The sequence below is a fragment of the Embleya sp. NPDC020886 genome (assembly GCF_044333915.1).
Classification (GTDB): Bacteria; Actinomycetota; Actinomycetes; order Streptomycetales; family Streptomycetaceae; genus Embleya.
Window position 1 is genome coordinate 115,587 of sequence record NZ_JBIRRX010000001.1, and the last position, 12,648, is coordinate 128,234.

At 70.4% G+C, this 12,648-nt stretch carries 11 protein-coding genes and 1 tRNA gene; 5 read left to right on the top strand and 7 right to left on the bottom strand.

Translation table 11 applies throughout. From position 1 onward, the window contains the following. Positions 1–48: 48 nt before the first annotated feature. Entirely contained in the window at positions 49–1,269 is a 1,221-nt protein-coding gene (locus ACH4U8_RS00480; RefSeq protein WP_360312550.1) for a hypothetical protein, read from the bottom strand. A 380-nt stretch (positions 1,270–1,649) separates the two neighbouring features. On the opposite strand from ACH4U8_RS00480, the gene ACH4U8_RS00485 reads away from it, so the two are divergent. Then, a complete protein-coding gene (locus ACH4U8_RS00485) occupies positions 1,650–4,811 on the top strand; it encodes a BTAD domain-containing putative transcriptional regulator (RefSeq protein ID WP_395775415.1) in 3,162 nt (1,053 codons plus the stop codon). A gap of 352 nt (positions 4,812–5,163) precedes the next feature. On the opposite strand, the gene ACH4U8_RS00490 is transcribed toward ACH4U8_RS00485, so the two are convergent. From ACH4U8_RS00490 to ACH4U8_RS00515, 6 genes are all read right to left on the bottom strand, one after another. Next, entirely contained in the window at positions 5,164–6,003 is an 840-nt protein-coding gene (locus ACH4U8_RS00490) for a RimK family alpha-L-glutamate ligase (RefSeq protein ID WP_395775978.1), read from the bottom strand. A 19-nt stretch (positions 6,004–6,022) separates the two neighbouring features. Continuing rightward, positions 6,023–6,988 (bottom strand): RimK family alpha-L-glutamate ligase, encoded by a 966-nt coding sequence (locus ACH4U8_RS00495; protein WP_395775979.1) that lies wholly within the window; start codon positions 6,986–6,988, stop codon positions 6,023–6,025. A gap of 279 nt (positions 6,989–7,267) precedes the next feature. Continuing rightward, positions 7,268–7,915, bottom strand: coding sequence for a hemerythrin domain-containing protein (locus ACH4U8_RS00500; protein WP_395775416.1), 648 nt, complete (start codon positions 7,913–7,915; stop codon positions 7,268–7,270). Between the two features lie 93 nt (positions 7,916–8,008). Next, on the bottom strand, positions 8,009–8,269 hold the full coding sequence (locus tag ACH4U8_RS00505; protein WP_395775417.1) for a hypothetical protein: 261 nt from the start codon (positions 8,267–8,269) through the stop codon (positions 8,009–8,011). Between the two features lie 619 nt (positions 8,270–8,888). Further along, on the bottom strand, positions 8,889–9,503 hold the full coding sequence (locus ACH4U8_RS00510; RefSeq protein WP_360312540.1) for a zinc ribbon domain-containing protein: 615 nt from the start codon (positions 9,501–9,503) through the stop codon (positions 8,889–8,891). Between the two features lie 214 nt (positions 9,504–9,717). Then, positions 9,718–9,804: transfer RNA gene (locus ACH4U8_RS00515), tRNA-Leu, on the bottom strand. Between the two features lie 190 nt (positions 9,805–9,994). Here ACH4U8_RS00515 and ACH4U8_RS00520 point away from each other — a divergent pair. The 4 genes from ACH4U8_RS00520 to ACH4U8_RS00535 all read left to right on the top strand — a co-directional run bounded on the left by ACH4U8_RS00520 (position 9,995) and on the right by ACH4U8_RS00535 (position 12,502). Beyond that, positions 9,995–10,168 (top strand): hypothetical protein, encoded by a 174-nt coding sequence (locus ACH4U8_RS00520; RefSeq protein WP_395775418.1) that lies wholly within the window; start codon positions 9,995–9,997, stop codon positions 10,166–10,168. Next, on the top strand, positions 10,165–10,821 hold the full coding sequence (locus ACH4U8_RS00525) for a hypothetical protein (protein ID WP_395775419.1): 657 nt from the start codon (positions 10,165–10,167) through the stop codon (positions 10,819–10,821). Before ACH4U8_RS00520 ends, ACH4U8_RS00525 begins: the two co-directional genes overlap by 4 nt. Positions 10,822–10,892: 71 nt before the next feature. Continuing rightward, positions 10,893–11,246 (top strand): hypothetical protein, encoded by a 354-nt coding sequence (locus tag ACH4U8_RS00530; protein ID WP_395775420.1) that lies wholly within the window; start codon positions 10,893–10,895, stop codon positions 11,244–11,246. Positions 11,247–11,377: 131 nt separating this feature from the next. After that, positions 11,378–12,502 (top strand): FAD-dependent oxidoreductase, encoded by a 1,125-nt coding sequence (locus ACH4U8_RS00535; protein WP_360312732.1) that lies wholly within the window; start codon positions 11,378–11,380, stop codon positions 12,500–12,502. The last annotated feature ends 146 nt before the right edge of the window (positions 12,503–12,648 follow it).

Consider the following 12,648-nt stretch of genomic DNA (forward strand, 5'->3'; position numbering starts at 1 on the left):
GGGCGTCACCCGGGTCTGCCGCCTGCCCGGCGCACCCCGAGGGCCCCGTCATCGCAGCGGCCCCGGCAACTCGGCGACGCGGGCGAACGGTCGGCTGGGCGGCACCTTGAGCTTGAGGTGGCGATACATCAGCCCGCGCGTGTTCCGTCCGAAGGCGCCCGGCTGGGAGGTGATCCGGCCGGCGACCCGGGCGTAGTCCGCCCGGCGGAAGTCCTCGGGAATCCGCGAGAGTTGCCCGAGCATCGACCGGCGATGCCGGATCCGCGGCGCGAAGTCGGCCAACTCGCCGAGCGGCGAGGCCGGATCGATGTCCGCTTCCGGGTAGGTCGCCAGCGCCACCGGTGCCCCGGTGGCCGTTCCGTACAGGCTCAGCGAGCCGTGATCGCCGACCACACAGTCCGCCGCGACCAGCACGCCCCGCCAGTCGTCCTCCGGCGGGATCAGCGTCAGGCCCTCGCGCAACGACTCGGCGAGCCAGGAGCGTACCTGCCAGGCGCCGTGCCCGCTCCAGACGTTCGGATGCATCAGCGCGGTGACCCGGTAGGCGTCGCGCGGCAGTTCCACGGTCATCCGGTGCAGCAGTTCGGGGGTGCGGCCGAGCAGCGAATTGCCGCCCCAGGTCGAGGTGACCACGATGTGTCGCTGCCGAGCGCCGATCCGCAGCGCGTCGCGATAGCGCGCCCGATCCGGACGACTGGCCGCCAGGCAGTCGTAGTCGGGATCGCCGGCGACCACGGCGGCGGTCACCGCCTCCGGGCAGGACATGCCCAGACGGGTCAACTCCTCGTGGTGTGCCAGCAGGATCGTCGCCGGCACCAACTGCCCGTCCCGGATCAGCCATTGCGCGGACATCCCATACGTCTCGCGAGCGGCGACGGTGCGGCCACCGCGTGGGGCGGAGACCCGCTTGTTGTGCCCCGCGCCGTGTGCCATCACCATCACCGGCGCGTCCAGTTCGTGCAGTCCTCCGTGCCCGGCGGCCAACGCGAGGTCGAAGCGCATGTCGACCGCGCGCTGCCAGGGCAACGTGGTGGCCCCGAGCCGATCCAGGAATTCCGCCACGCCCGAGGAGAAGACCGTGGGCGCCATCGTGAAGAACACCTCCACCCGCAAATCCCCTTCCAGGAGCCGAACGGCCTCGATCAGGCGCTGGCCCGACGTGACGTTGTGCACCACGACGAGCACCCCCCGCGTCCCCGATCGGGTCGCCCACCGTGCCGCGTCCGGTCGGACCGGTACGGGTCTCCTGTCGCCTGCCATGATCGTCATCCATGCCTCCATGAGCGTCGTCACCACCGGACGGGCCCCGTTCCCCCGTGGCCGGGCGGTCGGTTCGTTCGGTTCGGTCGATACCGTCGATACGGTCGATACCGTCGATCCGGAGAAGCACCGTCGATACGGTGAATCACCGTCGACAACATGGACATCCCCGACCCACCGGATGAATTCCTTGCAGCCCCGCTGCAACAGGTCTGCAATGGCACCGCACGCGGGTGGGAACCGGAACGAGTCGTCACGCATAGGCGATTTCCGGTCGGATTGCCGGTGTCGCTTCTGGTGGCGCTGTGGCAGGACGTGCCACAGTGGTTGGACGACACCTCGGGACCGGGCGCGTTGGCCAGGAGGGACTGGGGCGGGGGGATAACGCGGTGCTATCGATCCATGTGCTGGGCCCGATGGAACTGTGGGTGGACGGCGCACGGCACCCATTGGGATCGGTCAAGGAACGATGCGTATTGGCCGTGCTGTTGTACGCCGAAGGTGCGGCGGTATCCACGGACACGATGATCAGTCGGGTATGGGACGACGAACCGCCGAACAAATCGGTCGAGACATTGCGCAGTTACGTCTCCCGATTACGCAAGCGACTGCGCATCGCGGGCGACAGCGTGCAGTTGTCCACGGATTCGCGAACCTACCGACTTCGACTGGATCCGGAAGCGGTCGACTTCCGCCGCTTTCGCGCCCTGCACGAGCGGGCCAACGCGACCGAGGATCCGGCGTCCGCCGCCGATCTGTTGCGGGCGGCCGAACGGCTCTGGCGCGGACAGCCGTTCGCCGGACTGCCCGGCCTGTGGCCGGCCGTCGTGCGGGACCGGTTCGAGGAGCAGCTCGGACAGATCCACGAGCGTCGCATCCACCTGGAACTCGGGCTGGGCAGACATGCGGAAGTCGTGGGCGAGTTACGGGATCTGGCGGCCCGTCACCCGGTCGCCGAGTCGGTGGTGGCGGATCTGATGCTCGCGTTGTATCGCTGTGGCCGCTACAGCGAGGCGCTGGAGACCTATCGGCGCACCCGGGCCCGGCTGAACACCGAACTGGGCGCGGACCCGGGGCCGGATCTGGAACGACTGCACACCCGGTTGTTGCACCGGGACCCGGCGCTGTCGATCCCCACACAGTCCCGACGGGAGTCGCCGGCCCGGGTGTTGCGGCCGGAGCCGACCACGACCGCACCCGACACGCTGCTCCGCGACACCCGGCACTTCGTCGGTCGGCGCGCCGAGTTGGCCCGGTTGTTGCGCGAGGACGACGTCGGCACCGCGCTGCCGATCACGGTCATTTCCGGTCTGGGCGGAGTGGGCAAGACATCCCTGGCCATCCACGCCGCGCACCGGATGCGGGCCGGCTACCCGGACGGCCGGCTCTACCTGAACCTGCACGCGCACGATCCGCACGAGTCGCCGGTGGAGCCCACCGAGGCGCTCGGCTCGTTGCTGATCTCGATGGGCATGCCGGCGCAACACCTGGCGCCCACCCTGGATCTGCGGGCCGCGCAGTGGCGACGGGAGATGGCCGATCGGCGGGCGCTGATCGTGCTGGACGACGTGCGGGACGCCGCGCAGGTCCGCCTGTTGTTGCCGGGCAGCCCCACTTGCCGGGTCCTGGTCACCAGCCGACGCCGGCTCACCGATCTCGAAGGCGCCGGGCCGCTGCCCCTGGAGGTACCGGAAACCGCCGACGCGGCGGCGCTGTTCACCCGGATCGCGGAGGAGACCCGGAAGCTGGACGAGGGGGATCGCGCACTGGTCGAGGAGATCGTGAATCGCTGCGCGAATCATCCCCTCGCCGTGCAATTGACCGCGAATCGTTTCCGGCACCGGGCCTGGCGGGTCAGCGATCTGGTCGCGCGCCTGGCCGAGGCGCCCCGACCGCTGGACGCGATCGACGCGCCGCCGGGCATCTCGATGGCGTTCGCCCTGTCCTATGCGGAACTGGGGCCGGCCGCCCGGTCGGTCTTTCGTCGGCTCGCCCTGCATCCCGGCCCCGACCTCGCCTGGCCGGCCGCGGTGGCGGTGTGCGGCCTGGCTCCGGAGGAGACCCGGCGCGGCATCGACGAGCTGGTCGAGTCGCATCTGCTGGGCGAACCCGAGCTGGAGCGCTATCGCTTCCACGACCTGGTGCACGACTTCGCGATGCACACCGCACACCGCGAGGAACCGGAGCACGAACGCGCGGACGCGCTGCGGCGGGTGCTGGACCTGTATCTGGATCTGGCCGATCAGGCGGACCGGTTGGCCTACCCGCACGGGCGGCGCTCGGGCCTGCGACCGGTGCCCGCCCGTCGGGCCCGGCCGCCGTTTCGCACGGCGGAGGAGGCGGAGGCGTGGCTCGGTCGGGAACGACCGAACCTGGTGGCCGCCACCCGGTCGGCCGAGGTCGAGTCGCCGGAGCATATCCGGATGTTGCCGGAAATACTGACCCGGTCGTTGTTGAAGTGGGGGTCCTGGGAAACCGCCCGCGACCTGTTCACCGCCGCCCTGCGGGCCTGGCGCCGCGTCGACCCGCCGAACCTCCGGGCCCAGACGCATCTGCTGATCGAGCGCGCGAACATCCAATGGCGGCTGGGCGCGCACGAGGAGGCGCTCCGCGACGCGGCCGAGGCCCTCGCGCTCGCCGAGCAGGCGAAAGACCCGCACGGCCGGGCCGAGGCACTCGCGCAGAGCGGCGCGACCTTCGTGCGGGCGGGCCGGTTCGCGGCGGCCCTGGACCACCTGGAGCAGGCGCTGGCGATCCACCGCGAGATCGACGACCCGCTCGGGCGGGCCGGCGTCCTGCTGTACCTCGGGGTGGCCCTGGGCCATTTACGCAGATTCGACCGGGCAGCCGAACGCATGCTTTCGGCCCGGGACGTCTATGAATTGCTCGGCGAATGGCGCGAGACCGCCAAAATTCTGAATAATTTGGGCGAACTCTATTTCATGCAAAACGACTTCGACAATGCGGAGCGCTACTACCTGCAATCGCTCGACGTGGTCCGCCGCAGCAACGGCCTCGGAGAATTCGGCGTGCTCGATAATAATTTGGGTCAAGTCGAGTTGGCTCGCGGAAATCCGACCGCGGCGTTGGAACGCTACGCCGCGGCGATCCGGGTCTACGAGCAGATCAACGACCTCCGCAGCGAGGCCGACACGCGAATCAACGTCGGCCACGCGCACCTGGCCCTGGGCGCCCCCGGGGAGGCGCTGGAACACTTCGCGCGCGGGCGCGCGATCGCCGAGCGGATCGGCGACGACCTGCACCGGCAACGCGCCGCCGCGGGCTTCGCGCAGGCCCGCTACGACCTGGGCGATCGCGTCGGTGCCCGCGCGGAGTACCGGATCAGCGCGGAACTGGCCCGCCACATGGGCACCGAGCTGGAGGAACTGCACGCCATCGTCGGCTTGGCACGGACGACCGAGGCCATCGACGGCGGCCCGGCCGCCCGCCCCTTCTGGTCGTCCGCACTCACCGGCTACGAACGCCTGGGCGCCCCGGAGGCAACACACGCACGGGACGCCCTTCGGCGCATCGACGACGCGGCGCCGTGAGCCCGCGGGACTCCTCGACCGGCCGACGAGGGCAAGCCACAACCACTCGGTTACATCATGAAAGTCTCGCGGAGGTTCGAGAAACCCATCATGAATGTATCGCGCATCGACATCATGAATGTCTCATGGATGCTCGAAAGCATATTCGAATCGAAAGCGGACCCGAGCAGGTCGACCGGCAGTAGGGCGAAGAGAATCGGTGCGGAGAACATGAGCATGCCGAAGCCGTCCTGAAAAAACGAGTTCTTGGACTGGGATTTACTGCGTAGAACGTATCCCATGATCGGCCCCGCCGCACATCCTTGCGATCTTCCGACCCCGAGTCACAAAACCCAAGACCACTACCGTTCCATCAGTCCCGACTCGCCCGAATAAATCGCTTGTTTTCCCCCACCGAACCCACGCGGGACATATCCGCTTTTCCGGTCCGTACGGCCAACGCCGCGAGCGCCTCGGGCGCTCCGCGCATCTCCCGCATGCCGGGAAAAGCATTCACGTCGATGATCGACGGCACGCCGGCCACCTCCAGGATGTCCACCCCGTAGACGTCGAGGCCGAACGCGGTGCCCACCCGACGCGCGAGCGCGGACCAGCCCGCCGGGAGGTCCTCGGGGCTGATCGGCTTGGTCTCCGCAGGGCCGTCGAGCGCGGTACGGCGCAGGCCCGCGAAGACCCGGCCGTCGACCACCCACAACTTGTGGTCCCAGCCGCCGTTGTCGACGAACTCCTGGGCCACGATGGGTTCGTCCGGCCACTCCCGGGCGAGCGCACGCAACGCGTCGCGATCGTCGACGCGGGCCACCAGGTCGTCGCGGCGGCTGTGTCGGCTCTTGACCATGAGGGGGAACCTCGGATCGGCGGCGAGCAACCGGCCGGGCGAGGCGAACGCCCGGGTGTCCGGGAACGGCAGCCGGGCCGCCCAGGCGAGTTCGGCCATGCGTACCCGATCCTGACAAGCACGCGTGGCTGCAGGGGAGTTGATCACCCGGGCACCGGCCCGCTCGGCCCGCTCGGCGAACGCGAGCGCCTTGGCCGTGCGCGCCTTGAGCAGGTACACGTCGGCGCTGATCGGATGCCGATCGGTGACGGTGTCCGGATCGAGCGCCACCACCTCGTGACGCAACGTCAACAGAGCGCGTGCTTCGGCCAGCAAGGGGTGGTCGGGACGGTCGGTGACGAGGCAGATACGCAGCACGTGTGCACGCGCCCCGTCAGCCGACGTACGCGGGCGGCGCGGCGTCGACGGTGGCACTCGTACCGGCTCGCGTGGGCGTGACCACGGCCCGGGAGCGCAACGACGTGCGGGCGGCGACACTCGGGACCGCGGCCAGGCTCGCGGCGACCGCCGCGCCGGTACCGACTCCCCGGCCCCCGGCCGCGAGATCGAGCACCGCACGGGCCACCCTCGCCACGCCGTCCGGCACACAGCGGAAGCTCGGAAAATCGTTGATGTCCACGACCATCGGGCCGTCCGGGCCCTCGATGACGTCCACGCCGAACAGATCGAGCCCGAAGGCTTCGCCGATCCGGTGCATGAGCGCGGCGACCGCACTCGACAACGGCACCCGGGTCTCTCGGACCGCGTGCCCGGGATGCAGCGGCGAGCACCGCACCGTCGCGTGGAATTCGCCGGAAATCGCGTAGACCTTGATGTCCTTTCCGGAATTCGGGATGTATACCTGGGCCAACAACGGTCCCTCGCCCGCGAGTTCGCCGCCGAGCCGAACCAGGTCCTCCGGCGTGGACACCAGGTGCACCGCCCGTCCCGAACTACCGCCGGCCGGCTTGACCACCAACGGATAGGCGTCGGCCGGGATCGAGGCGAGCAACTCGGGCACCGCGGCGAACCAGGTGACCGGCATCGGCAACCCGTGCGCCCGCGCGATCACCGCGGCCACCGCCTTGTCCCGCACCGAACGGATCGCCCGCGCGTCGTTGATCGTGGTGAGCCCGAGCGCCGCCGCGGCGTCCAACATGCTCAACCCCGGACCGCCGGAGACCGTCTTGAGCACCCACGCGTCGTGCGAACCGGCACGAATCAGGTCGGACAGCTCGATCAACGAGCTGCCGGGACGCACGACGTCGACGTGATGTCCCCAGGCGTCGAGTTGGCGGACCACGTCGAGCGGCATGCCGTCGAGGCGGTAGTGCTCCTCGACAAGGAACGCCAAGGCCATTTTCATCCGATATCCCCCCGGGACGGCCGCCGTTCCCCCATCCGGCAGAGCATTGACGGCACAGCATGCCACGCGTGCCGTGGACGACCGGCACACACCCCATCAAACGCCACGGGTGACCACCATCATGGGCCATTTGGGGGGTGATTCGTCATCAGGTCAAGAGTAGAGAGGAATCGGATCCTCCGCTCGGCACCCGGCATAGAGCAGGTCAAGGCGTACGCCGGCCGCGATGGCCCGCGACCGGGCGGGATCGGGGGCGGACGTACCGCAGGTGGTTCAGGCCGTGCGGGGCCCCGGGAAGCGGCCCGGGATCGGTTCGGCGCAACCGCCCGAGACACCGGTGATCCCGTCCAGGAGCCAGGTGATCGCGTCGGTGGGCGCCCGGTGGCCCGGCATCGGGGCGTCGAACACGTCGGCGGCGTCGATCGCCGCGAGCGAGGCGCCGAGGGTGCCGATGTGCTCGCCCGCCGCGACCACCGCGGCCAGTTCGGGCAACACCTGCACCTCCTCCACCCGCAGATGCCCGTCGACCGTCTCCAGCACCGCCTCGACGGCGGCGGCCACCATCCACGAGCGTTCCGGATCCCGGTCCAGGCTGCCGATCATCGCAGTGACCACGGTCAGGTCGTGGTCGATCCGGTGATGGTCGGCCTCCAGGCGATGGAGCAACAACCGCAGTTCCGGCCGAGCCGCCCGCAACACCGGCCACAGACAGGCGTCCTCGTACTCGTGATGGGCCATCAGGATCCGAGCGAGCAGCCGCCATTGGGCGGACAGATCGGCAACGAGCGGGCCCTCGGCGGTGGGTACGGCACGAATCCGCCCCGGCATCGGCGCGAGATCGCGGCGCAGTGCGGTGTGCACGAGCCGAATCCCGGTGAAGCGCAGGAGCGGGGAGGAGGCGGCATGGGGCACGGCGGACATGGGGCGGTTCCTTTTGCGGACGGTGCCGGCACAGGCATCCGGCCGGCGGGAGAGGGCGGCCGAGGCCGCGTGGACGCGCAAGTGTTACGCGCGTCAATCAACGTCCGATGCCCATTCGATCAACGCCGCCCGCGAGGGCGCCCCGGGCGGGCGACGCATCGGGACGCCCCGGGCGATCAGGCCCCGTGTGCCGGGGTTCGTCAGGCCGGCCAGGAGCAGTCGGCGCCCGCTCGCGGGGAAGCGCGGGCTGATCGCCCGGACGTCACCCGGCACGACCGCCCGCTCGCGGGACCAGTGCGCACCGATCAGGCCACGCGAGAGCACACCGCACGCGGTGATCCCGATGCCCGGCACGTGGCACGCGGCACGCGGCACGCGGCCGGGAAGTCGCCCTCGATCCCGCGCGAGATCAGCGAGTACTCGATCTGCACATCGCTGATCGCATGCACCCGCGTACGCACGGCGTATGAAATGCCACGCAGCAGCAAACGTCCGCCGACGTCGACGGCGACATGGAAGCACCCGCCGACGTCAATAGGGCAGCTGACGCCCCGACGGGGTGCGCAAATCCGCCGGCGGCTGCGGCCGCGGGGAAACGGGGCGTTTGACGATCCTGATCCGCGTCATGGCCACGTCCTCCTGGTCGTCCCGGTATCCGGCGCAGTCGCCGTGGTGCGCGCGACGCGCACTATCTGCTCCTTCGATACCCACCCGGAGCCGCCGAACCCTCACCCGAAGACGAACAACCGCTACATTCCCCGCCCTTGCCCCCCCACCGACCCAAAATTGAACGCCCATTCGACAACCACCCCCCGCCGCACCCCCAACTCGCGGGCAACAACCCCCGGTTCCACCCGAATCCGCCGGCCGGCAATGGCACCCGGTCGACGATCGAAACCGGTGCCGCCGCCGCGCCGACGAAACACGAGATCCCGCCGACCCTTTCGGGAAGGCGGGATCTCGGGAGGGTTGGTCAGTTGTGCGGTGCGGTGCGTTGGGCCGTCTCGACGACTCCCGTGACGTGGGCGGGGGTCATCTGCAGCAGACCGCCGACCTGGTCGAGCAGTGCTCGCTCGGCGGAGCCGACGCCGCCGTCGGCCGCGGCGATCAGGGTTGCCCGGGTGAGCAGCCATTCGCGTCCCTGCGGCTGGAGTTGGTCGCCGAGCGGCACCAGCACGGGAGGCAACTCGAAGCCGGCGCCCGCGAGATCGGCGTCCAACTGCGCCACCGTGTACCACGCCACCCCGGCCTCGACGACCGCGGCGGTGGCCACCGTGCGAGCCGCCGTGGACGGCGCACCCGACACCCGCAGCATGCTCACCGCGAGCGCCCGCATCCCCTGCCCCAACAACTCGGAGATCTGCGCGCTCGTCGCACCCTGCAGCACCGTGTCGTGGAACGTCCCACCGCAGGTCGTGCACTCGACGTGCGTGCCCTGCTGCTTGAACGGAAAGATCGGAATGAAGAACAACGTGAACCAGCGCCGGGCCAACTTCAGGTGATACTGCCGATCACCCCCACAGCGCGGGCAATGAAAGACGCCCTCGGAAAGCGTCTTGAATATGGACTTGAAGCCCCAAATAAGCATGTTCCCGATTCCCCGTCGTCGCAGCACCAGCCCAGCGGCCCCGATGCTCCCACACCGCACCCCCGTCCCCGCCCGGCACCCCGCCCCACCCGTACACGTGAAGCAATTGCCCGATCACCCTGAGTGTCAAAGACTTTCGGTACGCGAGCGCGCGAGCCGCCGAGGGGCAATGGGTCCGGAAAAGCAAAAGAACCCCATGGACAGGGGTTCTCGCTGGTGTCCGAGGGGGGACTTGAACCCCCAAGCCCTTTCGGGCACTAGCACCTCAAGCTAGCGCGTCTGCCAATTCCGCCACCCGGACGAGTGGGCGCAGGGGCGGGGCCCTGCGTGCACGGCAAGGATAGCAAGGTTCGGGCGGGCTTTGCGACACGGTTACCCGGTGGTTGGTTTGGCCGGCTTTCCCGGGTGATTTGTCGGGATCGGTCGACGGGTGTGGCTGGGGGTGTGGCTGGTGAACATCCTGGGAGGAGTCGATTCGGGAGGGGTTTCCCATGCAGCTCGGCAGGCCGGTGGCGACGGGTGTGGTGGTGGAGCGGGCGACGCAGGTCGAGGAGGAGCGGGAGCGGGACGCCGCGGTGCCCGAGGGCACGCAGGGTCGCAGGGGTGACGCGCGGGCCTCGGGGCCGAGTGTGGCGGAGGTGCCGTCGGGGGTCGCCGGGCGATGATCGGTCGGCGGCGGCTGCCCGAGGAGCGGCCGGACGTCGCGCCCGCGGGGTTCAAGGTCGCGGCGCTGTTGTTGTCGGTGGACGGTGATCGGGCGGGCTTCACCGGGGTGTCGATCGGGCGTGGCCAGGCGTACGAGGTCGAGGCCGAGGCGCGCTGTGCGTACGGGCGCCGGCATCGGCCGCCCGCGGCCCGCTGCGACTGCGGGTTCTATTGCCTGACGGCCGAGAGCGACGCGCGCGGGCTGATGTGCGTCACCGAGTATCGGCACGCGGCGCTGCTGCGGGTGGACGTGCTGGGCAACTACATCCGCTTCGAACGCGGCTTCCGGTACAGCAGGCAGCGGGTCACCTCGGTGCGGGTGGGAGCCTGCGGCTGTGGCAATCCGGCCGAGCTGCTGGTCGACGCGGGTACGGGGGTCGTGGGCCGGCGCGGCCTGGTCGGCAGTTGTACCGGGTGTGCGGCCGGGCGGGTGGGGCTGTCGTTCGAGTCGTACGCGCGCCTGGCCGGGGTGCCGGTCGGCGCCGACGCCAGTCCCTATGTACGCGGCGAGTACGAGCTGGTGCCGCAACTGGTCGCCGAGGTCACGCTGCTCCAGGCCCGACTCGATCGTTGCCAGGAGCAACTCGGCAGGCTGCTCGGGTCGGATTCCTGAGGCACACGTCCGGGTATGCGCGTCGGGCACGAGTGGATCCGGAGCGGGGTCGGTGGAAGGGGCTTGCGCGGGTGAGCGGGCACGACGAGGCGGCCGGGCCCGGGCTTCGGGCGCTCTTGTGGGGCTGGGTGCTGTTCGTCGGCACGGTCGTATTGATCCTGGTGGACTCCACGCTCGTGCTCGCCGGCTATTGGAATGCCACCGGCGAATGTCTGGAGCGGTGGGGCTGTCGGGAACCGGCGGTCGGCCCGGCGGACGCGTCGCTGGTGGCGTTCGGCACGAGCCTGCTCGCGCTCTTCCTGGCCACGGTGTCCATGGCGCTGTCCGAGGCGGCCGGGCTGCGCGGCGTGCGGCAGTGGCTCGGTCTGGTCACCGTGGCCGGTCAGCTCATCGGGATCACGACCGTGGTCGACGCCACGGGCTGACCGGGAAGCATCTCCCGGGCCCACCTGTTCTGGCTCGTGTGACGGAAACGGCGAGTACGACGGCGAGTACGACGGCGACCTCGACCTCGGCCGCGCGGCGGCCCACCGACGCGCCGACGCACCCGGGCGTCCTGGACGTCGTGGTGATCGGCGCCGGCCAGGCGGGCCTGTCCGCGGCCTACCATCTGCGCCGCTCCGGCCTGTCCTTCGTAGTGCTGGACGCCGACGACGGGCCGGGCGGGGCCTGGCGGCACCGGTGGCCCACGTTGTTGATGGAGGCCGTGCACGGGATCCACGAGCTGCCGGGCCTGCCGGTCCCGGAGATCGATCCGGCGCGGCCCGCGTTCGAGGCGCTGCCGGAGTACTTCGCGACCTACGAGCGCGCCTTCGACCTGGACATCGTGCGGCCGGTCACGGTGACGGCCGTGCGCTCGACGCGGGGCGGGTCAACCAACGGCGCGTCGCCCGGAGGCGCGTCGCCGGAGGCGGCCTCCCCCGCCGACCGAGCCGGCGCCGACCTTCTGCTCGTCGAGACCGACCGGGGCACCTGGACCGCCCGCGCGCTGATCAACGCGACCGGGACATGGCGCCACCCGTTCGTCCCCTTCTACCCCGGCGCCGCCGAGTTCCGCGGCCGGCAGTTGCACACCGCGGACTATCGCGGGCCGGCCGAGTTCGCGGGGCAACACGTGGTCGTGGTGGGCGGAGGTACGTCCGCCATCCACGCGCTCGCCGAGATCGCCGAGGTCGGCACGACCACGTGGGTCACCCGCCGGCCGCCGGTGTTCCGGGACGGCGAGTTCAGCGCCGAGGTCGGGCGCTCCGCGGTCGCCCGGGTGGAGGAGCGGGTCCGGGCGGGGCTGCCGCCGGAGAGCGTGGTGGCGGTAACCGGGTTGCCACCGACGGCCGCGGTGCGCGCCGCGCGCGAGCACGGCGTGCTGACGCGACTGCCGATCTTCGATCGCATCACCGCTGCCGGTGTCGCGTGGGCCGACGGTTCCTCGGTACACGCCGACGCCATCCTGTGGGCGACCGGATTCCGGGCGGCGCTCAGGCACTTGGCGCCGCTGGACCTGCGCGAGCCCGGCGGCGGCATTCGCATGGAGGGTACACATACCGCGCGTGACCCGCGCATCCACCTTGTGGGGTACGGTCCTTCGGCGAGCACGATCGGTGCCAACCGGGCCGGCCGCGCCGCCGTGCACGACCTGAAAGCACTGCTCTCCACCAAGAGCACCGCTCACCTCGCGGCCTGACTCGGGCCGGACCGCAAGTCCCGTGCGCACAGCGCCACACGGCCCGCACACGCACACGCAGCCCCACCGCTCGGCACCACACGCTCGGGCACCACACGCTCGGGCACCACACGCTCGGCACCACAAGCAACACCGCAGACACAGCA